The sequence below is a fragment of the Aeromonas sp. CA23 genome (genome assembly GCF_002587065.1).
In the GTDB taxonomy this organism is placed as follows: domain Bacteria; phylum Pseudomonadota; class Gammaproteobacteria; order Enterobacterales; family Aeromonadaceae; genus Aeromonas; species Aeromonas bestiarum.
In genome coordinates, this window is record NZ_CP023818.1 from 805755 (window position 1) to 828753 (window position 22999).

Sequence of the window (22999 nt, forward strand, 5' to 3'; positions counted from 1 at the left end):
CCCTTCTTCCTCTCATGCCGTGCATGACCATCCACCTCACTCGGCGGACTCTTCCCGCTCCAGCGCGCGGTTGACCAGCGGCTCGGGCAGCGTTTTGGTCACCTCGACCCCCAGCTCGCGGAAGCGCTCGGCCTGGGCGATCAGGTTGCCACGACCGTTGACCAGCCGCCCCATCGCCTTGTCGTAGCTCTCCTGCGCCTTGTGCAAGCTGCCCCCCATCTGCTGCATCTCCTCCACGAACAGCCGCAGCTTCTCGTAGAGGCGACCGGCCCGCTCGGCGATCTGGCGGGCATTCTGGTTCTGCCGCTCATAGCGCCACAGGTTCTCTATGGTGCGCAGTGCCACCATCAGGTTGGTGGGGCTCACCAGCAGTATGTTGTTGTCGAGGCCGTAGCGCACCAGGGAGGGATCGGCCTCCACCGCGGTCAGAAAGGCGGGCTCCACCGCCACGAACATCAGCACATAGTCCAGGGTGCGCACCCCGGGCAGTTGCTGGTAATCCTTGCGGCCCAGCTCGCGGATGTGGTTGCGCACCGAGGCGACGTGCTCCTTGAGCGCCACAGCCTTATCCAGCTCGTTATCGCTGTTGTACCAGCGCTCGTAGGCGGTCAGCGACACCTTGGCGTCTATGATGATGTCTTTTTCCTGGGGCAGGTGGACTATGACGTCGGGCTGGTAGCGCTTGCCCCTGTCCACCTCGATATTGACCTGGGTATGGTACTCGTGGCCCTCGCGCAGGCCGCATTCGCTCAAGATGCGGGCCAGCACCACCTCGCCCCAGTTGCCCTGCTGCTTGCTGTCCCCCTTGAGGGCGCGGGTCAGGGCCGCCGCCTCTTCGGTCATGCGGGCATTGAGCTCGGCCAGACGTTCCAGCTCGAACTTGAGGCTGTGGCGCTGGGCCGTCTCCTGGGCGTGGGTCTCTCCCACCTGACGACGAAAGCCCTCGAGCTGCTCTTTGAGCGGAGTCAGCAGCAGATCCAGGCTGTTCTGGTTCAGTTCGCGGAAGTTGCCGGAGTTTTGCTCGAAGATACGGTTGGCGAGGTTTTCAAACTGCTGGCTGAGGCGCTGCTCCGCTTCCTGCTGCAGTTGCAGCTTCTCGGCGGCGGCCAGCCGCTCGCTGCGCAGGGTGGCTTCGGCATCCTTGAGGCGGGCGGTGAGCTTGATCAGCAGGGTCTGCTGCTGATCAAGCTTCTGCTGGCCCTGCATCCGCTCGTCCTGCAACTCGTCGAAGCGATCCTGCAGCGCCTGATGGCGCTCTTGTGCCAGCATCAGCTCCTGAGCCTGCGCCGTGGCGGCCCGACGCCCGAACAGCCAGCCAAGCCCGAGAGCCAGCACGGCGGCAGACAACAAGATCCCCCAGAGCCCGGGCTCGATCATTTGCGGCTCCGCTGACGCAGGAAGAGCTCGAGGTAGCGGTTGAGCAACAGCCAGATCACCACATAGAGGAGGTAGGCGGCCAATACCACCCACTTGTGACTGTTAACCCCGGTATCGAGCTCGGCGAACTCGATATCCTTGATTCGGCAGTAGCCCCACATCAGCAGGGGGAAGATATACAACAGAGACGCACGCCACAGAAATAACCACATGAGTTCATTCAATCCCGCAAAAAGACTCGCCTAGCTTACACAAGGGCAACCCGGCTTGCGATCCTGGCCGGCGCTATTCTCTGGCTTGCCAGCCGAAACTTGGATAAAATTAACCCCTAATAGGTATCAGGGGTGAGCATGACTCATTTTTTCTGTCGATGGCTGACGCACGCATTGGGGGGCTCCCGCAAACCGGACGTGGTTTGTCACGAGGCACGCCCGCCCTGGGCCATCGAAGAGTCCCAGTACCTCTCCCTCTGCACCCGCTGCGGTGAATGCTTCAAGGCCTGTCCCAACGGCCTGCTCAAACCGGCAAGCCAGCCCGAGTACGAGGGGACCGCCATCGCCGGCACCCCAGTGCTGGATCTCGCCTGCGGCCAGTGCAGCTACTGCGGCAGCTGCGCCAGGGCCTGTCCGACCGGCGCCCTCGACCTGCAGTGGGGGCGCCAGGTGCAGACCCGGGTGCAGATAGAGGCGAGCTGTCAGGCCAAACAGGGCTTCTACTGCCTGCTGTGTGAAGATGCCTGCCCCCAGCAGGCGATCAAGGCCACCGCCGACGGCGTCAGCGTCAACATGGCGGCGTGCGATGGCTGCGGTGCCTGCGGCCTCGCCTGCTTCCATGGCGCCATCACCCTGATCCCCCAGCTCTGACCCGGGCCGCCACCCTAGTCTCAAATACCAGAAAGCAAAAAGGGGCCCGTGGGCCCCTTTGTGTTTTCTGGCGCGGCGTTTATGCCATGGCCAGGATGGAATCCTGTTCGATGCCGAGCAGGTGGCAGAGCCGGGTCGGATCGCGCACCGCATCGGCCAGGGTGTACTCCCCCAGCACCTCGAGGAAGGCGTTCATGGCGCGGCGCAGTATGCCCTGGATGCGGCAGCCACCGGAGAGACGGCAGTTCTCGCGCTTGCAATCCACCGGGCAGAGCACGTGTTCCATGTCCATCACCACATCGCGCAGGTTGATGGAGACGGCGGAGCGGCCGAGGCGGATGCCACCATGCTTGCCACGTACCGTCTCTATGTACCCCTTGATGCCGAGTTGGTGCACTATCTTGACCACGTGGTTGCGGGAGATGGCAAAGGTATCGGCCACCTCTGTGATGGTCGACAGGCGATCTCCCGGCTGAACCGCCAAAAAAGTCAGGGTACGCAGGGCATAGTCGGTAAATCGTGTCAGTTGCATGGTCGCACTTGCCTCTTACTACAAGCCAGAAATCAGGACGACAACCTAAAGCTAAGAGGCGGGGCCGCGCTTGCGCTTGCACGGAGCACGCATCTTAATCTGAGTCGTGGAGTGACAAGGTTAAGAGCAGCTCAGGCGGGTGTCGATGAAGATGCACATAAATCGACACTTTCTTTGATTGATCGCAAACTTGCAGGCTTAGTCCAAGGTTTGGGGTGTTTTTGGCGGCTAAATTCGCCTGTCTTCCCCAAGCTCCCGAGTGGATTCACCTGCACCATACGAAACCGTTTTTCAGGATTCAGTGGGGCTGCCTGAGCCAGTTTTTCAAGGCGCTGGAGGGGATCGAGCTCTCGGAAGCGACCGCGAAGGCACCCCAATCCACCGCGCACTGCAGGGCATCCTGGATCGCCATGCCGCGGGCCAGCCCGTGAATGAGGCCGCCGGCGAACGCATCCCCCGCCCCCGTGGTGTCCACCACGGACACGGGCCGCGCCGCCACCCGGATCTGCTCCTCGCCGTGAATGGCCACGGCCCCCGCCTTGCCTTCGGTCAATACCAGCCACTCCAGCTGCTCTCCCGCCAGCTGACGAGCATGCTGCCAGGGGTCGCTCACCTCGCCGAGATCGGAGCGGGAGGCCACCAGCACGTGGCAGGGGCGGCGCGCCTGCCCCCCCTTGGGATACTGGGCCACCACGAAGCTCTTGCCGAGCATCTGTCGCATGTAGCCGATGATGGCGGTGCCGGGATAGTTCACATAGAGGCAGTCCACCCCCTCCAGCGGCAAGTCGCCCGGCAGATCCGGGCGACGTGGTCGCCTGAGGATGGTGCGCTCGCCGGTGGAGTCCACCAGGATCAGCAGCTCGCCTGTCTCGCCGCCGAACCGTTCCACGTGGGAGCAGTCCAGCCCATAGCTCGCCGCCTGCTCCAGCAGCCAGTCGCCCGCCTCATCCAGCCCGATGCGGGAGGCTATGGTCACCTCGTGGCCGGCCCACACCAGCCCTATGCCTGTATTGGCGGCGCCGCCCCCCAGCCGGCGGCCCTGATCCACGTATTGCAGGCGGGCTCCGGCCACCAGGGGTTCGGAGAGGGAGAGCACATGATCACAGTTGAGATTGGCGAGCAGCAGAATACGGGACATGGAGAGACCTCACTGACAAGGGATCCCAGTATATGAGAAAGGGCCCTGACGGCCCTCCCTGAAATCGCGGGGTTTGTGAGCCCGCTCGACGTTTGCCGGCCAGCTTCACGCTGCAGTCAGCCCAGCACGGACTCGGCGCTGACGTACTCGTAGCCGAGCGCCTGGGCCACCGCCGCCTGGGTGATCTTGCCCTTGAACACGTTGAGACCGGCCCGCAGGTGCTTGTCATCCCTGAGCGCCTGGGCGTAGCCCTTGTCGGCCAGCGCCAGCACGAACGGCAGGGTGGCATTGGTCAGGGCGAAGGTGGAGGTGCGCGCCACGCCGCCCGGCATGTTGGCCACGCAGTAGTGGATGATACCGTCCACCACATAGGTGGGCTCCTCGTGGGTGGTCGGGTGGGAGGTCTCGAAACAGCCGCCCTGATCGATGGCCACGTCCACCAGCACCGAGCCCTTGCGCATCAGCTTGAGCATGTCGCGGGTCAGCAGCCTGGGCGCCGCCGCCCCCGGGATCAGCACGGCGCCGATCACCAGATCCGCCTGGGCGATGCAGGCCTCGATGTTGGTGCGAGTGGAATAGAGGGTCTTGAGGGCCGGGCCGTACAGACTATCCAGCTCCCGCAGCCGCGGCAGGGAACGATCCAAAATGGTAACATCGGCTCCCAGTCCCAGCGCCATGCGCGCCGAGTTGACGCCGACCACGCCGCCCCCCAGCACCACCACCTTGGCGGGCGCCACCGCGGGTACGCCACCGAGCAGGGTGCCATTGCCCCCCTGCGCCTTCTCCAGGCTGTGGGCCCCGGCCTGGATCGCCATCCGCCCCGCCACCTCTGACATGGGTGCCAGCAGCGGCAGGCCGCCGCGCTCGTCGGTCACCGTCTCGTAGGCGATGGCCACAGCCCCCGAGTGCACCAGCAGCTGGGTCTGCACCGGATCCGGCGCCAGGTGCAGATAGGTAAACAGCAGCTGATCCGGGCGCAGTAGTTCACACTCCTCCGGCTGGGGCTCCTTCACCTTCACTATCATCTCGGCCCGGGCGAAGATCTCCGCCGCGCTGGCCACCAGCTCGGCCCCGGCCGCCTGGTACTCGGCATCGGACAGTCCGATCGCCTCGCCTCCCTGCTGTTGCACCAGGACCTTGTGTCCCCGGGCCGCCAGCTCCTGCACTCCGGCGGGAGTCATGCCGACCCGGTATTCATGGTTTTTGATTTCCTTGGGTACGCCAATAATCATGCTCGCTCTCCTGCTGTGATCCCGCCGGTCGCTCCTTCGCCACCGGGCAGTATGCCCAAAAATTGCAACAGCCACTGCATCATGGTGGCCGAGTCTACTTCCCCCTCCAGCGAGGAGAGGCTGCGCTGATAGCGGTCGTCGGACAGAAAGTCCCGCCGCCGCTCAATCAGCGCCCGGTTGTACTCCACCGAGAACTCCGGATGTCCCTGAATCGCGACTATGTGATCCCCCTGCAAGAACATGAAGTTGGGACAAAAATCGTTGCCCGCTAGCCGGATCGCGCCCGGCGGCAGCTGCTCGACCTGATCCTGGTGACTGGCCAGGATCCGGATGGTGTCCAGCCCGGGCTGCATCCAGGCGCCGGTCGCCAGCATGGGATGAACTGAGACGCCGAGCCCCCAGCCCTTGGTGGATTTCACTACCTCGCCCCCCAGCGCCTGGGCGATCACCTGATGGCCGAAGCAGACCCCGGCCAGCTTGACGTCCGCATCGTGGGCCTGGCGGATCCAGCCGCGCAGCGCCTGGATCCAGGGCAGATCGCTGTAGGCATCGTGGCGCGAACCCGTGATGAGCCAGGCATCGCACCCGTGCAGGTCGTCCGGCAGCTCGCCATCGAGCGCCGACCAGACCCGAAACTCCAGCCCGGGGGCCAGGGCCCGAAAGCCCTTGATAAACATCTCGGAGTAAACGGGGCCGAAATCACCCGCCAAATCGGGGTCCAGCCGGTCACAATCGAGAATTCCCAGTCGCATCTGTAACTCCTTTACAGAGATTGCCCCCGCAGAGCTATGGCCTGCGGGGGCAACAAGTTAGGCCATGGCAGCGTGCCTGCGCGTCACTTCATGGTCGGCATGGAGAACTCGGCGCCGGCACGCAGGCTCTGTGGCCAGCGCGCCGTCACCGTCTTCATCCGGGTGTAGAAGCGCACCCCATCCGGCCCGTGCATGTTGAGCGGCCCGAAGATGGACCGCTTCCAGCCACCGAAGCTGTGAAACGCCATGGGCACTGGGATGGGGACGTTCACCCCTACCATACCGACCTGAACCCTGGCGGTGAAGTCCCGCGCCGTATCGCCGTCGCAAGTAAAGATGGCGGTGCCGTTGCCGTACTCGTGTTCGTTGATGAGCCTGAGCGCCGTCTCGTAATCCGGGGCCCGCACTATGGCCAGCACGGGGCCGAAGATCTCCTCCCGGTAGATGCGCATTTCGGGGCTCACCCGGTCGAACAGGCTGCCACCGATAAAGTAACCTTCCCCGTGACTCACGCCGCGACCATCGACCCGCAACTGGGCCCCCTCGGCCACCCCCTGATCCACGTAAGCACGCACCTTGGCCAGATGTTCGCGACTGATCAGGGGCCCCATCTCGTTCTCCGGGTTCTGACCCAGACCCGGCCCGACCCTGAGTTGCGCCACCAGTGGCGAAAGCTTGGCCACCAGCGCATCGGCTGTCTCATCCCCCACCACCACGGCCACCGAGATCGCCATGCAGCGCTCACCGGCAGCGCCATAGGCCGCCCCCATCAGGGCGGAAATTGCCTGATCGAGATCCGCATCCGGCATCACCAGCATGTGGTTCTTGGCGCCGCCCAGCGCCTGTACCCGCTTGCCGTGGGCCGAGGCGGTGGCATAGATGTACTGGGCTATGGGGGTGGAGCCGACAAACGACACGGCGCCGACCCTCGGGTCAGTCAGCAGCACGTCCACCACCTCCTTGTCGCCGTTGACCACGTTGAGTACACCGTCCGGCAGGCCGGCCTGCTTGAGCAGCTCGGCCATGCGCAGGGAGAGGGACGGATCCTTCTCGGACGGCTTGAGAATGAAGGTGTTGCCGCAGGCGATGGCCACCGGGAACATCCAGAGCGGCACCATGGCCGGGAAGTTGAACGGCGTGATGCCGGCGCACACCCCCACCGGCTGCATCATGGAGTGGCTGTCCACCCCGCGGCCCACGTTGAGGGAGTGCTCCCCCTTGAGCAGGTGGGGGATGCCGCAGGCAAACTCCACCACCTCCAGCCCGCGGGTCAGCTCCCCCTGGGCGTCGGAGAAGACCTTGCCGTGCTCGCGGCTGATGAGCCGGGCCAGATCATCCCTGTGCTGCTCCATCAGCTCCTTGAAGCGAAATAGCACCCTGGCCCGCACCAGCGGCGGGGTCTGCGACCAGTCGGCGAAGGCGCGCTCCGCCACGGCAATGGCCTCGCCGCATTCGGCGGCCGTGCTGAGCACCACCTGGCCCTGCTGCTGGCCGGTGGCCGGGTTGAAGATGGCACCGAAGCGCTCGCTGCGACTCTCTGTCGTCTCGCCGTTGATAAAGTTGCTGACCCTGTATGTCATAAATCCTCCGTGATGGTTAATCCGTCTCTCCCTGCGCCGTCTCGCGCGAGCCGGGCACAGGGAGATGGCGCCCGAATCCGGGGCGCCATGCAATGCAAGGTGAAAAGGGGCTACGCCTGTGTCTGCAACACGTCCTGCAGCAGGGTGAAGAGATCGTCTATCTGGCTGCGCTCCATGATGAGGGGCGGCGACAGGGCTATGATGTCGCCGGTGACCCGGATCAGGGCCCCCTTCTCGAAGCAGCGCACGAACACCTCGTAGGCACGCTTGCCCGGCGCATCCGGCAGGGATTCGAGCTCTATGCCCGCCACCAGTCCGTAGTTGCGCACGTCCTTCACATGCTTGCAGCCCTTGAGGGAATGGGCCGCCTCCTCCCAGTAGCCCGCCAGATCGGCGGCGCGGGTCAGCAGGTTCTCGTTGCGATAGATCTCGAGGGTCGCCAGCGCGGCGGCGGCGGCCACAGGGTGACCCGAGTAGGTGTAGCCGTGGAACAGCTCGATGGCGCCCTTGCCGGCGGCCATCATGTCGTCATAGATGCCGTTGCTCACCAGCACGGCCCCCATGGGGATGGCGCCGTTGGTGAGCCCCTTGGCACAGGTGATCATGTCGGGCATGACATCGAACTCCTGGGCGGCGAAGGGGGAACCGAGGCGACCGAAGCCGGTGATCACCTCGTCGAAGATCAGCAGAATGCCGTGTTTGGTACAGATCTCCCTCAGCCGCTTGAGATAGCCCTTGGGCGGCATGATGACACCCGTACTGCCGGCTATGGGTTCGACAATGACGGCCGCTATGTTGCTGGCATCGTGCAGGAAGACTATCTTCTCCAGCTCGTCGGCCAGGGTCAGATCTTCATCGGGCAGCCCCCTGGTGAAGGCATGCTTGGCGATGTTGAGGGTGTGGGGCAGATGATCCACCCCGGTCAGCAGGGAGCCGAACCACTTGCGGTTGCCAGGAATCCCCCCCACTGAGATGCCGCCGAAACCAACCCCGTGATAGCCGCGCTCGCGACCAATCAGCCGGGTGCGGGTGCCCTGCCCCCGCGCCCGCTGCCAGGCCAGCGCAATCTTGAGCGCCGTGTCCACGGCTTCCGAGCCCGAGTTGGTATAGAAGACATGGCCCAGCCCCTTGGGGGCTATCTCCACCAGCCGGTTGGCCAGCTCGAACGGCAGGGGGTGCCCCATCTGGAACGTCGGCGCAAAGTCGAGATGGGAAATCTGCTGGGAGACCGCCTCGGCAATCTCGCGGCGACCATGGCCCGCGTTGCAACACCAGAGCCCGGCTGTGCCATCCAGTATCTTGCGGCCATCCTCTGAGTGATAATACATCCCCTCTGCCGACTTCAGGATGCGCGGCGCCGCCTTGAATTGCTGGTTGGCGGTAAACGGCATCCAGAAGGCGGACATGTCGGAGGGCGTATTGATGTCGCTGATCGGTTTCATGGTCACCTCATCCTTAAGGTGTTTAGTAACTATCGGCTTATGCCTATTAAATTAAACACCTGAATTCCTAAAAAGGGGCTCATTATCGCCCCATCTGGTGCCACCCCTAGCTGATACATGAGCAGGGTGGTATAAGATATTTAACACAATTTTAATAATAGTAAACAGTCAAGGAGTGTCTATTGATGGATATAGGTCACCGCCTCAAGGCGGTTCGCACCAAGGCGGCCCTCTCCCAGCGCGAGCTGGCGAAACGCTCCGGTGTGACCAACGGTTTTATCTCCCAGATCGAGAAAAATCAGGTGAGCCCCTCGGTCTCCTCACTGCGCAAGGTGCTGGAAGGTATCCCCATGTCCCTGGCCAGCTTCTTCACCGAAGAGACAGAGATGGGAACCGAGGTGATCTTCCGCGCCAGCGACATGCCGGATCTCGGCACCCATCCCATCAGCTACCGGCTGGTTGGCCACAGCCGCGCCAACCGTGCCATCGGCATGATGCAGGAGATACTGCCGCCGGGTGCCGACACGGGTGACGACATGCTGAGCCACGAGGGAGAAGAGTGCGGCATCATCATCCGGGGCACGGTCGAAGTGACAGTCGGCGAGCAGATCCACCAGCTGGCGGCGGGTGATGGCTACTACTTCGACAGCCGTACCCCGCACCGTTTTCGCAACGTGGGCGAGCAGGAGTGCGTGCTGATCTCCGCCAACACCCCGGCCAGTTTCTAAGGCCATTCAACGGCGTTCACGCCGATCGCTGGCGCCTTGCCCCGGCCGGTTTCTCGCTCATGGCGAGTGACAGGGATGGCCGCCATTGCCGGGGATAAAGGGGCAAGTGTTTAATGAATTGTTACAGAATGGATTTACAAGCGGCAAGATGTTTAGCATATTGATACGCGGAGACCAATTCTTTGCCGGTTCAAGGAGTGAACATGAGTGACCTGACCCTGGCCCAGTGGCAACACAAGGCCGCCCATCTGACCCTGCCCTCGCAAGCCTTCATCGACGGCAGCTACCGGGACGCCATCAATGGCGCCACCTTCGACTGCATCAACCCGGCCAATGGCCAGCTGCTGACCAAGGTCGCCGCCTGCGATGCCGCGGATGCCGAGCTGGCGGTGCAAGCCGCCCGCGCCGCCTTCAGTGACAAACGCTGGAGCGGGCTGGCCCCGAAACAGCGCAAGCTGATCATGCAACGCTTTGCCGAGCTGATGCGCCTCAACAAGGTGGAGCTGGCGCTGCTGGAGTCGCTGGACATGGGCAAGCCCATCGGCGATGCCATGGGATATGACGCCCCCGCAGCAGCCAACTGCATCGCCTGGAACGCCGAGGCCATCGACAAGATCTACGATCAGGTCGCCCCGGTGGAAGAGTCCGCGCTGGCGCTGGTGACCCGCGAGGCGCTCGGGGTGGTCGCCGCCATAGTGCCCTGGAACTTCCCGCTGGTGATGGCCTGCTGGAAGCTGGGCCCGGCGCTGGCCACCGGCAACTCCGTCATCCTCAAGCCCTCCGAGAAATCCCCCCTCACCGCCCTGCGCATCGCCGGGATCGCGAAAGAGGCGGGCATTCCGGATGGGGTATTCAACGTGCTGCCGGGCTTTGGCCACACGGTGGGCGAGGCGCTGGCCATGCACATGGACGTGGATTGCATCACCTTCACCGGCTCCACCCGAATCGGCAAACATCTGGTGGAGTGCTCCGGCAAGTCGAATCTCAAGCGCGCCTTTATGGAGTGTGGCGGCAAGAGCCCCAACATCATACTGGCGGACGCGCCGGATCTGGACGCCGCCGCCAAGAGTGCCGCCGGCGCCATCTTCTACAACCAGGGCGAGGTGTGTACCGCAGCCTCCCGCCTGCTGGTGCAAAACAGCATCAAGCCGCAGTTCATGGAACGGCTGCTGGCCCATGCCCGCGAGTGGATCTCCGCCAACCCGCTCGATCCCGCCACCCGCATCGGCGCCATGGTCGATAGCGTCCAGATGGAGCAGGTGCTGCGCTATATCGAGATTGGCAAACAGGAAGGGGCCAAGCTGCTGCTGGGGGGCAAGCGCACCCACATCGAGAGCGGCGGCTTCTATGTCGAGCCCACGATTTTTGACGAGGTGACGCCCGAGATGCGCATCTTCCGCGAGGAGATCTTCGGCCCAGTGCTGGCGGTAACCGGCTTCGACACGCTCGAAGAAGCCATCGCCCTCGGCAACGACACCGACTACGGTCTGGCCGCGGCGCTCTGGACGGCGGATCTGAACAAGGCGATCAAGGGCTCCCGCGCCCTGCGCGCCGGAACCGTGTTCGTCAACAACTGGGATGGCGGCGACATGACAATGCCGTTCGGCGGTTTCAAGCAGTCCGGCAACGGCCGCGACAAGTCGCTGCACGCCCTGGAGAAGTACACCGAGCTGAAAAGCACCTGGATCCAGCTCGAATAGCATCAGAAATGACGCTCATCTAGCGAATTGGGGGAGAAATCCCCCTTTTTCATTTTTACCCTTTCATCGCCCGCCTCAATCGATATAATCATCAAATAGACAAGCCCTTAAATATAAAGATAAAAATGTTATTTTTTCTGGGAAGTGTAGTGTTTCTGGTGATAGGACTGCCGCTGCTGTTCTACATGCTGGGGCAAGGTGAGGCCTATGTGACCTGGGGTCCGTGGATCTCCGCCATCGCACTCATGCTGTGGTTGCTGCTGGACGTCGAGAAGATCCGTCGCGGCGGGGGCCGCTGAGCAGAGCAAACCGCCGTTAAAATCCGCTGATCACCATTTATTCACTTCTTTCCCTCCAAAAGGATCGCTACACTGATTTTTTGCGATGTTTTCCAGCATCCGACTCTCCAGTGAAGGTTATCCACATGCAGCAACAAGCTCAGCGTCAGGGCATCATCTATGCCTTGTGCGCCTATACCCTTTGGGGTCTGGCCCCCATCTACTTCAAGACCATCTCGGCCGTACCGGCCGCCGAAATCCTGACCCATCGCATGATCTGGTCCTGCGTCCTGCTGCTGGTGCTGACCCTGATCGGCCGTCAGTGGCACAAGGTGCAGGCGGTGCTGCGCCAGCCAAAAGTGCTGCTCACCCTGGCCTTCACCTCCATCACGGTCGGCGGCAACTGGCTGCTGTTCATCTGGGCCATCAACAACGGTCACATGCTGGATGCCAGCCAGGCTATTACATCAATCCGCTGTTCAACGTGCTGCTCGGCATGCTGTTCCTGAGCGAGCAGCTGCGCCGCCTGCAGTGGTGGGCGGTGGGACTGGCGGTGATCGGGGTCGCCGTCCAGCTCATCGCCTTCGGCTCCCTGCCCTGGATAGCCCTGGTACTGGCGTCGAGCTTTGCCATCTATGGCCTGATCCGCAAGAAGCTGGCCCTCGATGCCCTCACGGGCCTGCTGATCGAGACCATGATCATGCTGCCGCCAGCCGCCATCTACCTGTGGGGATTTGCCGACAGCCCCACCAGCCATCTCACCGAAAATAACTGGCAGCTCAACCTGCTGCTGATCGCCGCCGGTGCCGTCACCACGGCGCCCCTGCTCTGCTTCACCGCCGCCGCCACCCGGCTCAAGCTCTCCACCCTGGGTTTCTTCCAGTACATAGGCCCCAGCCTGATGTTCATACTGGCGGTCACTCTCTACGGGGAAGAGCTGGCGCTGGACAAGCTGATCACCTTCGGCTGCATCTGGAGTGCGCTTGTGCTGTTCAGCCTGGACGGGCTGCGCAGCGGCAAGCGGCGCCGGGCTGCCAGTCAGGATTGACGGCATGGCGCATCGGCACTGCAATAATCTACAAGCCAATATTCGGGTTTCAGGTTATCAATAGTCGATGAGCGCTCCCCAATCCCGCATCCACTACTGGCAATCCCGGCTGCTGCCGGGGGTTGAACTCTCCCACTCCCACCACAGGGAGTTCAGCTATGGCCGCCACGTTCACCTGGACTATCACATAGGTCTGGTGCAGCAGGGCGGCCAGAAATTCATCCACAAGGGCAGCAGCCACAATCTGGTGCGCGGCGAGCTCTCCACCGTCAACCCGGACGAGATGCACGACGGCCTCAGCCTGCTGCCGGAAGGGTACGAGGTGCGGGTGTTCGCCATCGCCCCCGAGCAGTTGGCGCGCTGGCTGCCGGACAGCCCCGAACCCTTCTTCGACAAGGGCTTGCAGAGCCGCCCCGACCTCTATCAGGGCTTCGCCCGGCTGCACATGTATCTGGACACCCCCCAGGCGGACGGCCTGCTGGCGGAGAGCCAGCTGCTGGGCCTGCTCGGCGAGCTGCTGCACATAGCGCCGGAGCGCCACGCCCTGGCGGATCCCCAGCTCAGATACCTGCGCGATTATCTGCTGGCCCGGCTGGATGAGCGCCACAGCCTGGAGGATCTGGCCGCCCTGTTCGGGCTGGATCGCTTCGCCTTCCTGCGCCAGTTCAAGAAGAAGACCGGCATGACCCCCTACGCCTGGCTCAAGCGGTTGCGACTGGAGCAGGGCAAGCGCCTGCTCGGCAGCGGCCTGCCGGTGAGCGAGGTGGCGCTGGCGGTCGGCTTCTTCGATCAGAGCCACTTCCACCACGGTTTCCGGCAGGCCTTCGGGCTGACCCCCGCCGATTACCGCCAGCAGATGCAGTCTTTTACCAGCCAGCCCGGCTAGCCAGGGGCCATGACACGCCAGTCCGGCCGATAACCATCAACAGCTGCAATCTTTTACAATCGCCTCCCCGCCCTGATCCCCCATGCTGTCACCTCATACCGTCATCGAGGTTTTGCCATGTTCACCAGCCTGTTTCTGACCATAGGTCTCATCCATCTGATCGCCCTGGCGAGCCCTGGGCCGGACTTCGCGCTGATCCTGCGTACCAGCCTGCACAGGCCCACGGCCCTGGGGGCGGCGCTCGGCATAGCACTGGCCATCTTGCTGCACGCCACCCTCAGCCTGACCGGCATCAGCCTGCTGATCGCCGAACATCCCTGGCTCTTCATGGCGGTGAAGGTGGTCGGCGCCCTCTATCTCGGCTGGCTCGGCTGGGGGGCGCTCAAGGCCGCCTGGCACAGCTCGGCAACACTGGCGCTCAAGGCTGGCGGTGAGCAGCAAGGCTGGCGCAAGGGGATAGGGAGCGGGCTTGCCACCAACCTGCTCAACCCCAAGGCGCTGCTGTTCTTCATGGGACTGCTGGCGGCCATGGTGACGCCGCAGGTGGACGGCCTGACGCGCGGCCTGCTGGTGCTGGAACTGTTCCTGCTCTCTCTGGTCTGGTTCGGCGTGCTGGCCTGGAGCCTCTCCACCCCGCGGGCCCAACGCCTGCTTGGCCGGATCCAGCGTCCGCTCAATCTGGTCACGGGTCTGCTGTTCGGCGCCGTCAGCCTCTCCATCCTGACCGGCATGGCCGGCGAGGCCTATGCCCTGGTCCCGCACTGACCTCCTCCCGACCCCATGAAAAAGAGGGATGGCCTGAGCCATCCCTCTTTGCGTTCACACAGATAAAAATCCGCATGGCAGTCTGGTTCACACCGGGCACCACTGACGCTGGTACCTGATGGCCAGGCTTATCCCATCAGAACCACTGGCCGTGGCGCTTGATGTAGATGGTCTTGATCGCCTGGGTCAGCCCCATGTAGGCCAGCATGGTGATCACCAGCCACATGAAGTACTTGGGCGCTTCCAATGTGATGAAACCGAAGTGCTCCGCCAGCGGCGAGAACGGCAGGTAGCAGCCGATGGCGATGGCGATGGAGGTCGACAACAGCACCGGCAGGGTAGCCGTACTCTGCAGGAAGGGGATCTTGCGGGTCCGCAGCATGTGCACCACCAGGGTCTGGGAGACCAGCCCCTCGATGAACCAGCCCGAGTTCATGATGGCCTGACCGTTGACCAGGGGATCCATGCTGCCGTTGGCGGTGGCATACATGGCGCCGGCTCCGAACACGAACCACATCAGGCAGAAGGTGCTGATGTCGAACACCGAGGAGGTCGGGCCCAGCCAGAGCATGAAGCGCTTGATATTGCTGGCTTCCCACTTGCGCGGACGCTTGAGGAACTCGGGGTCCATCTTGTCCCAGGGCAGCAGCATCTGGGAGACGTCATACACCAGGTTCTGGATCAGCATCTGCATCGCCAGCATGGGCGCCCAGGGCAGCCAGGCGGAGGCGACCAGCACCGAGAAGACGTTGCCGAAGTTGGAGCTGGCGGTCATGTTGAGGTACTTGAGGATGTTGCCGAAGGTCTCGCGTCCCTTGACCACCCCCTCTTCCAGCACCATCAGGCTCTTCTCCAGCAGGATGATGTCGGCCGTCTCCTTGGCGATGTCGGCGCCGCTGTCCACCGAGATCCCCACGTCCGCATCCCGCAGCGCCGGGGCGTCGTTGATGCCGTCTCCGAGGAAACCGACCGTGTTGCCGTTGGCCTGCAACGCCTTCACCACCCGCGACTTCTGCAGCGGGGTGAGCTTGGCGAAGATGGTGGTGTGCTTGACGACTGTGCACAGGGCCACGTCGTCCATCACCTCTATGTCCTTGCCGAGCAGGGGCACCCCCGGGTTCAGCCCCACATCGCGACACACCTTGCTGGTGATGATGGGGTTGTCGCCGGTCAGCACCTTGACCGCCACGCCGTAGTCGTTCAGCGCACGTATGGCCGGGGCGGCCGAATCCTTGGGCGGATCGAAGAAGGTGAGGAAGCCGCGCACCACCAGCTTGACCTCGTCACTGGTGCGGTAGCTCTGCTTGCACTCGGCGGCCGGGATATCGCGGGTCGCCACTATCAGCACCCGATAACCATCGGCGTTGTACTCCTCGCTGCGGCGCAGCAGGGCACGGCGCTCAATCTCATCCAGCTCGCGGATCTGCTTGCCGTCGTCGATGTGGCTGGAGACGGAGAGCATCTCCTCGACCGCCCCCTTGGAGACCATCAGCTGCTGGCCACTCTCATCCTGCACTATCACCGACAGGCGGCGGCGCACGAAGTCGAACGGCAGCTCATCCACCTTGCTGTAGCCAGCCGGCTTGCAGCCCGCCCCCAGCGCATCGGCGTGCTCTATGACGGCTATGTCCATCAGGTTCTTCATGCCGCTCTGGTGATGGCTGTTGAGCCAGGCCAGCTGCAGTATCCTGTCGTCCCGGCTGCCGCGCACGTCGTAGTGGTGCTCCAGGATGATCTTGTCCTGGGTCAGGGTGCCTGTCTTGTCGGTGCAGAGCACGTCCATGGCGCCAAAGTTCTGCACCGAGTTGAGCCGCTTGACCACCACCTTGCGCTTGGCCATGGCCACGGCGCCCCGCGCCAGGTTGGCGGAGACTATCATGGGCAGCATCTCCGGGGTCAGCCCCACCGCCACCGCCAGCGCGAAGGTCAGCGCCGACATCCAGTCACCGCTGCTGACGCCGCTCAGCATGAAGACCACGGGCACCATCACCAGCATGAAGCGGATCAGCAGCCTGGTGACGCTGTTCACGCCGCGATCGAAGCTGGTTTCGATGCGCTTGTGGCTCACCACGTTGCGGGCCAGCGAACCGAAATAGGTGTCACTGCCGGTTGCCACCACCACCGCCTTGGCGGTGCCGCTGACCACGTTGGTGCCCATGAAGCAGATGTTGGGCAGGTCGAGCAGGCCCACCTCCCCCGTGCTGCTGCCGTCCGCCGACTTCTCGGCCACGGCCCCCAGGGTGTCGTATTTCTCCACCGGCAGGGCCTCGCCGGTCAGCACCGCCTGACTGATGAAGAGATCGCGGGATTCGATCAGCTTGATGTCGGCCGGGATCATGTCCCCCGCCTGCAGGTGCACTATGTCACCGGCCACCAGCTCGACCATCGCCACTTCCTTGCGCAGGGAGGGGGCTCCCGGCGAAGGGCGGCGTTGCACTGTGGCGGTGTTGCGCACCAGCGACTTGAGGGTTTCGGCCGCCTTGGCCGAGCGGTACTCCTGCCAGAAGCGGAGCAGGCCGCTCAGGCTGACCATGACGCCGAGGATGATCACCTTGACCCAATCCTCGTCACCCGGCTCGGCCATCAGCACGTCCATCACGTAGCTGACCAGTCCGAGCACGATCAGCACCATCACGAAGGGGTTCTTGAACGCCTGCATCAGCTGGATCAGCGGATGGGGCGGCTTGTCGTGGGTCACCTCGTTGGGGCCGAACTGGACCAGACGGTTGGCCGCCTCGGTCGAAGTCAGGCCGTCGATATTGCCGCGCACGGCGGTGAGGGTGTACTCGAGAGACTTGTCGGCCTCGTCGAGCACCCGGGAGGAGAGCTTCTCATTGGCACGGCCCGGGGAGACGAATCCCTGCTGCTTGTGCCGGCTGGCGGTATGTTGTTGCTTCATAACTCTTTATCCTGATTTTCGCTTGCAGCAAGGCCCTGTCGCGGGCCAGGCCAGGCGTCAGTACTGATGTGAGACAGGCAATGGGCCCCCGGCTGGCGCAGGCGCGGCATGGCGCCGCCCGCAGGACATGCCGCCAGACGGCGTGTCTGTCGGGCAAGCTTGCCAGCAGGTAGGGGCTATCAGGGATCAGGACTCCGCATCCTGTTACCCGCAGGGGGATCAGGCGTGGGGAGGCGTGGACCCCGAGGGTCGAGGCTTGGGCTCTTCGGTCATACGATATCCTCCGAGTGGGGTGGAGAGAGTCGGGCGCGGCCACTGACAGCCAGATGCACTGTCGCTGGCGGGCATGACCCGCGGGTCTGCATTATCGGCGGATGAGTCCGGTGATCCCGTCACTAGGGCGGCATACACCCATAAAGGAAATAAGGATAACGACAGCTTGAAATAACTGGATGCTGGGCAGGTAATAATATCAGCGATGCCGGGCGGGTGAAGATAACGGAGAAAACCGCACCCCATGGAAATATTACGGCGTAACCCTTGTTACGACCGAAATATATTGAGCAATCACGTTGATTATTTTATTTCGCAACCTGTCCTATCGAAAACGAATCCGTTTTCAATATGGTATTGTCCATCTTGTTATTTTACGCTCGATCACTTCCCGGCCACGGCACGGATGCACGGATCCGACGCTGTGGCGGCCCTGACGGGCAGCACCCGGGGCGCATGATGAAGCGTTCAATTGCAGGGGTCGCGAGGCGGCATGGCTCGCAGGTGAGCGGAACAATCCAGATTTACAACGGCAATCCCTGATGAAGGCCGGGATTAAGCGGTTGTGAGAGTCGAAGGTGACTCATATAGATGCTGCACTCTGAGCGATCAGAGTGAGGGGGAAGACAGGATATCAACCTCAGCTCTGGTAAGCCCACATCGCGATTTGCAATCGGCTACAACTGTCGCTTTCCATAATATCCTTCCATCTGCTGATAACACGCCGAGATTCTACCCAAAAGCATTCGATGGCGCAAAATTTAAATTCATCTTTTTCAATTTAATTAGTTTCACACTCGTCACACCATTATTTTCAGCCCCTGAAATAGATTCATCCTCATTTCGCTAGGGGCCCTTGCCAGGAATTGATCTGGATGGGGTTTTGCTTTCATTTTCCGTCACAGGCGCGGATCCGCGCTGGAATCGGACTCAATGTGGGAATAGGATGCACGGCTTCACTCACTCATGACGCACAGGAAACAACAACATGAATCGAAAATGGTCGCTCCCCATCGTGGCAATCGCGGGGGGAGCGTTACTCTGGCTCGGCAACACCTTTGGTATGAAATGGGCCCTGATGGCCCTGATCGGATTCGGCTTCGGCTTCACCCTCTCCTTCAGCCGCTTCGGCATCGTATTCGGTTGGCGCGAAATGCTGACCAAGCGCAACAGCTACTATGTGCGGGTTCACCTGCTCACCATCGCCATCGAAATCCTGCTGTTCACCTGCTTCCTCTCCTTTAGTCACGCCCTGTTTGGCGATGCCATGGTGGGCAACGTGATGGCCATCGGCATTCCCTTCATCGTCGGCGCCTTCCTGTTCGGCATCGGCATGCAGCTGGCAGGCGTCTGCGCCACCGGCACCCTCTACTGCTGCGGCGAGGGGCAACCCCGCTTCTGGCTGGTGCTGCTCTGCTACGGCATAGGCACCCTGATCAGCAACCAGTTCCGCCCCATGCTGGATGCCACCTTCTCCAGCCATGTGGTGCTGGCCAAGGATCTGACCGGCAATCTCTGGAGCGGCATGCTGCTCAACCTGGCGCTGGTCGCCGTGCTCTTCCTGCTGTTTCGCAAGAGCGAACTCAAGCGCACCGGCGAGCTCAAGCCCCTCTTCAGTGGTGGCAACCTGTTCTGGCGCGACGGCCGCTTCACCGTGCTGACCGGCGGCATCCTGATCGCCCTGCTCAACTCCAGCGTGGTGGCCCTGCACGGCTCGGCCTGGACCATCACGGGCGCCGTCTATGACATGGCGCTGCGCGGCGCCTCTTTGTTCGGCCTGTTCGAGGGGAACCCGAAACTGGCCCAGCCACTCTTCATCAACCCCATGGTCGGCATGTTCTGGCTCGGGATCCTGGGAGCCATGCTGGCGCGCTGCATCAGCGGTGGCGGCACCTTCGCCCCGATGCGGCTCGGCAACAGCCTGGCATCCATCCTCGGCGGCCTGCTGATGGGGATGGGCGCCATGTACAGCGCCTGCAACCTGGGTGGCTTCTTCGACGGCACCGCCTCCGGCAGCCTGCACGGCTGGGTCTGGATGCTGATGGCCCTCGCCGGCAGCCTGATCGGCATTCGCCTGCGGCCGCTGTTCAAGCTCTGATGGCGTAACGGGATGGCGCACAAGGGCGCCATCCCGTAAAAATACCTTTCCTTATATCCCGGCCGGATTGCTATCCCGCCAGGACTCTCCTTTTATCTCAGCTCAGCGCCCTGATCAGCAGCAGGATCGCGAAGCCGGTGAACATCACGGCCGACACCCGGTTGATCCCCCTGGCGAAGCGCTCGCCATACCCCTGCATGCCCACCCAGCGAAACACCAGACAGTAGCCGCCATGCACCACCAGCACCACGGCACTGAAGGTCAGCGCCAGCAGCATGCACTGGCCCAGCGCCCCCTGACGAAAATCGATGAACTGGGGAAACAGGCTGGTGAAGAAGATGATCGCCTTGGGATTGAGCAGGCTGATGAGCGCCCCCTTCGCGAAACTGCGGCCGCAATCCCGATCGGTGGAGGCCCCCACGACCGGGCTGACCGCGCGCTGACGCCAGGAGTTCACCCCCAGATAGAGCAGATAGAGGGCGCCCCCCAGGGTGAGGATCTGCTGCCCCCCGGCCAGCCAGTGGGTAAACCAGAGCACCGCCAGCGAGGCCAGGGTCGCCACCATCAATATCCCCACCGCCACCCCGACAAAGCCGGCGATGGCGTGGCGGGTTCCCCGGGTCAGGGTGTTGCCTATGGTGTAGATCACCGCCGGGCCGGGACTGAGCACAGTCCCCACGGCGAGCAGCAGGTAGAGGGCGTAATATTCGAGGCTCATCACAGGGTATTCCATCGTCGTGCAAGTGCCGCCCAGTATATTGACAGCCTCTTCGCCAGCCAGACATAGTGGCGCTCGGCTTTATAAACCAGGAGTTTAGAGTGGATCGTCTGACCGCCATCGAGATCTTCGTCGAGGTCGCCCGCGCAGGCAGCTTCAGTGCCGTGGCGGAGCGATTCGAGATGACGCCGGCCATGATCGGCAAATACATCAAATGGCTGGAGGCCAGGGTCGGTTCCCGCCTGCTCAACCGCAACACCCGCTGCCAGAGCCTGACCGAGGCGGGCAGAGAGTACCTCGGCGGTTGCCAGAACCTGCTGCAACACTATCGGGAGCTGGAGCAGAACACCCGGGCCCACACGGGCCAGGCGGCAGGAAAAATCCGCATCAATGCCCCCATCACCTTCGGCAGCTATCGGCTGACCCCCTTGCTGTGTCGCTTCATGGCTCAGTACCCGCAGATCCGCATCGAACTGGATCTCTGCGATCGGCTGGTCGATGTGATCGGCGACGGCTTCGACCTCATCTTTCGGGTCGGCACTCCCAAGGATGCCGCCTACATAGCCCGCCCACTGACCAGTTCGGCCTCGGTCTTCTGTGCCTCGCCACACTACCTGCAACGCCACGGCACTCCGGTCGAACTGGCGGATCTGGCCCGTCACCGCTGCCTGGGTTTCACCCCCTGGCTGACGCAGTCGAGCCTGGCCGAGGAGTTCCCCCTCGAACATCTGCACCTGTGGGACAGCCAGTTCATCAGCAACCATGGCAGTGCCCTCAAGGTGGCGGCCCTGAATCATGCGGGCATAGTGCTGCAACCCAGGGCCCTGCTGAACCAGGAGCTGGCCAGCGGCGCCCTGCTGGAGATACTGCCGGATGCCCTGCCCGCCCCGCGCCCGGTCAACCTGCTCTATCCGGCCAGGGAGCCCATGCCGCTGCGCCTGCGGCTGCTGATCGACTACCTCAGCGACCACCGTCATGAGCTGGATCTGCCCGCCTGAGAGGCAGGCCAGACCGGGTTACTCCCCGCGCAGCGTCGCCTTGCGCAGATAGACATAGCCCTCGCCCGGGCTGCCCCAGCGCTGATGGGCCTCGTTGTCGTAGGCCCGGTCCAGCAGCCTGACGCTGTCGGGGCCGATCCAGAGGTACTGCACCAAAGTGCTGGCGCCGCCGAAATTGGTGGAGCAGCTGCCGACCTTGCTGTGGCCCGCGTACTCCCCCGAGGGTTGGCGGGTCAGCCAGATCTCGCAGCCCTGACGCAGGGAGAGCTGTTGCGGGGTGAGGGAGTTCAGCAGACTGGGGTCGCGCCAGGCCCCGGCGAAGTCGACGGCTCTGGGCATGGTCAGTTCGGCCATCAGGATGCGGCCATCGGGGACGGGAGAGAAACGGTAGATACGCTGGCGAAACGGGCGCACCGCCCGCTCGGTCAGGAACTGCTCGGCATAGACCCAGCGAAAGCCCTTGTAGCCGGGCCAGATCTCCACCAGCCGCAGCTCGGCGCTGGTGAAACGGGTGTCATAACTGGCCTGCTCCCGGCTGGAGAACTCGCCGGTGAACCAGGAGAGCAGCGGTTCCATGCTGACCTGAGCCGTCGTCGCCCTGGCCGCTGACGGGCCGGTCGGGATGGTGACAAAGGGGGCGGGCGCCGCCCATACCAGGCAGGTGCAGAGCAGCCCGCACAGGGCCGCCATCAGCGTGACCATCGAATCCTTCCGAATCATTTTCATGGCGGCGATTATATGAGCGAATGGCCGCAATAACCGCAATCTTGATCAAATCCTTGCCGATCCATTGAAAAATCACAGTGTTAGCGAAAGGAAGTGACGGCGGCACCGGGTTCCATGGCCCCGTCACCTGCCGGCGCAGAGGCAGGCCAGCCCACCCAGCCAGCGGCAAACGAGGCCTACCTGCCGATAACTTGGATGACGGCTGAACAGGCCACGGCTTCCTCTTGTGGGCGCTCTTTGAATCGGTTATTTCTCTTGCAACGCCTTGCGCATCGGATGCAAAGGTCATGCATATCAGGAGCAAAGATGAAGAGAGCCGTAATCGCAGGCATGGTGGCCATCCTGTTGGGTGGCTGCGCAGTGAAGAATCAGGTATCGCAGGGGTTGCAGGCGATCCCGCTGGCGGCCTTTCAACCAAGCGAAAGCAACGCCAACCAGCGCGTCTACAAGGAGCCCGGCGTGGATCTGCGCCAGTACCATCAGGTGCTGCTCGACCCCTTGCAGTTCATCCGCCAGGAGAACGGCAACTGGTATCTGCTGACCGCCAACGAGCAGAACGACATCGGCCGCTACTACCACGCCACCTTCCAGCGCGAGCTGGTCAGCCAGGGCGTGCAGATCGCCACAGCCCCAGGCCCCGGCGTGATGCGGGTACAGGCCGCCATCACCAACTTCGATCTGACCCGCCCCGACCCCAAACTGCGGGATCTGCTGCCCGCCAAGATCGCCATCAACGTCACCCGCGAAGTGATCGGCAAGGAGCCCTACCTGCTCAAGGTGGGCAGCATGGCCCAGTTGCTCGACTCCCAAAGCGGCAAGCTGCTGGTGCGGGTGATGGATGCCCGCGAGAGCCCGGATACCACCCACAAAGACTCCCCCATCACGGCCGACGAGATGGAGAAGATGATCGATCAGTGGGCCGCCAGCCGCGCCAAACAGCTGGCCGACAATCTGGGCCGCTAGTCC

The 22999-nt window shown here is 63.0% G+C and carries 20 protein-coding genes and 1 pseudogene; 10 read left to right on the forward strand and 11 right to left on the reverse strand.

Translation table 11 applies throughout. The features are described from left to right. Nucleotides 1-36: 36 nt before the first annotated feature. Both rmuC and CK910_RS03805 read right to left on the reverse strand, forming a co-directional pair. A complete protein-coding gene (gene rmuC, locus CK910_RS03800; RefSeq protein ID WP_098981046.1) occupies nt 37-1377 on the reverse strand; it encodes a DNA recombination protein RmuC in 1341 nt (446 codons plus the stop codon). After that, entirely contained in the window at nt 1374-1589 is a 216-nt protein-coding gene (locus CK910_RS03805) for a hypothetical protein (RefSeq protein ID WP_043136509.1), read from the reverse strand. The genes rmuC and CK910_RS03805 overlap by 4 nt, the downstream gene beginning before the upstream one ends. 138 nt (nt 1590-1727) lie before the next feature. Here CK910_RS03805 and CK910_RS03810 point away from each other — a divergent pair, with 138 nt between their 5' ends. After that, nucleotides 1728-2240, forward strand: coding sequence for a ferredoxin-type protein NapF (locus CK910_RS03810; RefSeq protein ID WP_098981048.1), 513 nt, complete (start codon nt 1728-1730; stop codon nt 2238-2240). Nucleotides 2241-2319: 79 nt separating this feature from the next. Here CK910_RS03810 and CK910_RS03815 read toward each other — a convergent pair whose 3' ends face one another. The 6 genes from CK910_RS03815 to CK910_RS03840 form a co-directional block, all read right to left on the reverse strand. Beyond that, nucleotides 2320-2772 (reverse strand): Rrf2 family transcriptional regulator, encoded by a 453-nt coding sequence (locus CK910_RS03815; RefSeq protein ID WP_011704258.1) that lies wholly within the window; start codon nt 2770-2772, stop codon nt 2320-2322. Between the two features lie 298 nt (nt 2773-3070). Then, nucleotides 3071-3910 (reverse strand): PfkB family carbohydrate kinase, encoded by an 840-nt coding sequence (locus CK910_RS03820; protein WP_043136515.1) that lies wholly within the window; start codon nt 3908-3910, stop codon nt 3071-3073. A gap of 116 nt (nt 3911-4026) precedes the next feature. Then, on the reverse strand, nt 4027-5142 hold the full coding sequence (gene ald, locus CK910_RS03825) for an alanine dehydrogenase (protein ID WP_042866877.1): 1116 nt from the start codon (nt 5140-5142) through the stop codon (nt 4027-4029). Then, nucleotides 5139-5894 (reverse strand): glutamine amidotransferase-related protein, encoded by a 756-nt coding sequence (locus CK910_RS03830; protein ID WP_098981049.1) that lies wholly within the window; start codon nt 5892-5894, stop codon nt 5139-5141. Before CK910_RS03830 ends, ald begins: the two co-directional genes overlap by 4 nt. A gap of 83 nt (nt 5895-5977) precedes the next feature. Continuing rightward, nucleotides 5978-7474: a CoA-acylating methylmalonate-semialdehyde dehydrogenase gene (locus tag CK910_RS03835; RefSeq protein WP_098981050.1), complete on the reverse strand. Its 1497-nt coding sequence runs from the start codon at nt 7472-7474 to the stop codon at nt 5978-5980. A 110-nt stretch (nt 7475-7584) separates the two neighbouring features. Further along, the gene (locus CK910_RS03840; protein ID WP_098981051.1) at nt 7585-8916 is read right to left on the reverse strand and encodes an aspartate aminotransferase family protein; all 1332 of its coding nucleotides are present in this window, start codon (nt 8914-8916) and stop codon (nt 7585-7587) included. Nucleotides 8917-9101: 185 nt separating this feature from the next. Between CK910_RS03840 and CK910_RS03845 the strand changes: the two genes are divergently transcribed. From CK910_RS03845 to CK910_RS03865, 6 genes and pseudogenes are all read left to right on the forward strand, one after another. Next, nucleotides 9102-9644: a cupin domain-containing protein gene (locus CK910_RS03845; protein WP_043136526.1), complete on the forward strand. Its 543-nt coding sequence runs from the start codon at nt 9102-9104 to the stop codon at nt 9642-9644. Between the two features lie 203 nt (nt 9645-9847). After that, entirely contained in the window at nt 9848-11344 is a 1497-nt protein-coding gene (locus CK910_RS03850) for an aldehyde dehydrogenase (protein WP_043554592.1), read from the forward strand. A 149-nt stretch (nt 11345-11493) separates the two neighbouring features. Further along, on the forward strand, nt 11494-11643 hold the full coding sequence (locus CK910_RS24025) for a hypothetical protein (protein ID WP_165576249.1): 150 nt from the start codon (nt 11494-11496) through the stop codon (nt 11641-11643). A gap of 125 nt (nt 11644-11768) precedes the next feature. Then, nucleotides 11769-12670 (forward strand): annotated as a pseudogene (rarD, locus tag CK910_RS03855) (EamA family transporter RarD). Nucleotides 12671-12737: 67 nt separating this feature from the next. After that, nucleotides 12738-13556, forward strand: a complete 819-nt coding sequence (locus CK910_RS03860) for an AraC family transcriptional regulator (RefSeq protein ID WP_098981052.1) — start codon at nt 12738-12740, stop codon at nt 13554-13556. Nucleotides 13557-13673: 117 nt separating this feature from the next. Next, nucleotides 13674-14321 (forward strand): LysE family translocator, encoded by a 648-nt coding sequence (locus CK910_RS03865; RefSeq protein WP_005319980.1) that lies wholly within the window; start codon nt 13674-13676, stop codon nt 14319-14321. A gap of 136 nt (nt 14322-14457) precedes the next feature. Here CK910_RS03865 and mgtA read toward each other — a convergent pair whose 3' ends face one another. After that, a complete protein-coding gene (gene mgtA, locus CK910_RS03870) occupies nt 14458-17220 on the reverse strand; it encodes a magnesium-translocating P-type ATPase (protein WP_098981053.1) in 2763 nt (920 codons plus the stop codon). Nucleotides 17221-18481: 1261 nt separating this feature from the next. Between mgtA and CK910_RS03875 the strand changes: the two genes are divergently transcribed. Next, nucleotides 18482-19591 carry a YeeE/YedE thiosulfate transporter family protein gene (locus CK910_RS03875; RefSeq protein ID WP_172955233.1) on the forward strand — a complete coding sequence of 370 codons (1110 nt, stop codon included), beginning with the start codon at nt 18482-18484 and terminating at the stop codon, nt 19589-19591. A 97-nt stretch (nt 19592-19688) separates the two neighbouring features. Here the strand turns inward: CK910_RS03875 and CK910_RS03880 are convergent, their stop codons facing one another. Continuing rightward, a complete protein-coding gene (locus CK910_RS03880) occupies nt 19689-20309 on the reverse strand; it encodes a LysE family translocator (protein ID WP_098981055.1) in 621 nt (206 codons plus the stop codon). Between the two features lie 101 nt (nt 20310-20410). On the opposite strand from CK910_RS03880, the gene CK910_RS03885 reads away from it, so the two are divergent. Further along, nucleotides 20411-21307: a LysR family transcriptional regulator gene (locus tag CK910_RS03885; RefSeq protein WP_098981056.1), complete on the forward strand. Its 897-nt coding sequence runs from the start codon at nt 20411-20413 to the stop codon at nt 21305-21307. 18 nt (nt 21308-21325) lie between these two features. On the opposite strand, the gene CK910_RS03890 is transcribed toward CK910_RS03885, so the two are convergent. Further along, entirely contained in the window at nt 21326-22009 is a 684-nt protein-coding gene (locus tag CK910_RS03890) for a chromophore lyase CpcT/CpeT (protein WP_043554599.1), read from the reverse strand. 330 nt (nt 22010-22339) lie between these two features. Between CK910_RS03890 and CK910_RS03895 the strand changes: the two genes are divergently transcribed. Beyond that, nucleotides 22340-22996, forward strand: coding sequence for a DUF3313 domain-containing protein (locus tag CK910_RS03895; RefSeq protein ID WP_098981058.1), 657 nt, complete (start codon nt 22340-22342; stop codon nt 22994-22996). The last annotated feature ends 3 nt before the right edge of the window (nt 22997-22999 follow it).

Bases quoted from the DNA above. Each gene is read 5' to 3' on its own strand.
- ald (WP_042866877.1), bottom strand. From the start codon at position 5,142: ATGATTATTGGCGTACCCAAGGAAATCAAAAACCATGAATACCGGGTC.
- mgtA (WP_098981053.1), bottom strand. From the start codon at position 17,220: ATGAAGCAACAACATACCGCCAGCCGGCACAAGCAGCAGGGATTCGTC.
- CK910_RS03895 (WP_098981058.1), top strand. From the start codon at position 22,340: ATGAAGAGAGCCGTAATCGCAGGCATGGTGGCCATCCTGTTGGGTGGC.
- CK910_RS03860 (WP_098981052.1), top strand. From the start codon at position 12,738: ATGAGCGCTCCCCAATCCCGCATCCACTACTGGCAATCCCGGCTGCTG.
- CK910_RS03835 (WP_098981050.1), bottom strand. From the start codon at position 7,474: ATGACATACAGGGTCAGCAACTTTATCAACGGCGAGACGACAGAGAGT.
- rmuC (WP_098981046.1), bottom strand. From the start codon at position 1,377: ATGATCGAGCCCGGGCTCTGGGGGATCTTGTTGTCTGCCGCCGTGCTG.
- CK910_RS03850 (WP_043554592.1), top strand. From the start codon at position 9,848: ATGAGTGACCTGACCCTGGCCCAGTGGCAACACAAGGCCGCCCATCTG.
- CK910_RS03815 (WP_011704258.1), bottom strand. From the start codon at position 2,772: ATGCAACTGACACGATTTACCGACTATGCCCTGCGTACCCTGACTTTT.
- CK910_RS03805 (WP_043136509.1), bottom strand. From the start codon at position 1,589: ATGTGGTTATTTCTGTGGCGTGCGTCTCTGTTGTATATCTTCCCCCTG.
- CK910_RS03810 (WP_098981048.1), top strand. From the start codon at position 1,728: ATGACTCATTTTTTCTGTCGATGGCTGACGCACGCATTGGGGGGCTCC.
- CK910_RS03830 (WP_098981049.1), bottom strand. From the start codon at position 5,894: ATGCGACTGGGAATTCTCGATTGTGACCGGCTGGACCCCGATTTGGCG.
- CK910_RS03880 (WP_098981055.1), bottom strand. From the start codon at position 20,309: ATGAGCCTCGAATATTACGCCCTCTACCTGCTGCTCGCCGTGGGGACT.
- CK910_RS03875 (WP_172955233.1), top strand. From the start codon at position 18,482: ATGAATCGAAAATGGTCGCTCCCCATCGTGGCAATCGCGGGGGGAGCG.
- CK910_RS03820 (WP_043136515.1), bottom strand. From the start codon at position 3,910: ATGTCCCGTATTCTGCTGCTCGCCAATCTCAACTGTGATCATGTGCTC.
- CK910_RS03890 (WP_043554599.1), bottom strand. From the start codon at position 22,009: ATGGTCACGCTGATGGCGGCCCTGTGCGGGCTGCTCTGCACCTGCCTG.
- CK910_RS03865 (WP_005319980.1), top strand. From the start codon at position 13,674: ATGTTCACCAGCCTGTTTCTGACCATAGGTCTCATCCATCTGATCGCC.
- CK910_RS03840 (WP_098981051.1), bottom strand. From the start codon at position 8,916: ATGAAACCGATCAGCGACATCAATACGCCCTCCGACATGTCCGCCTTC.
- CK910_RS03845 (WP_043136526.1), top strand. From the start codon at position 9,102: ATGGATATAGGTCACCGCCTCAAGGCGGTTCGCACCAAGGCGGCCCTC.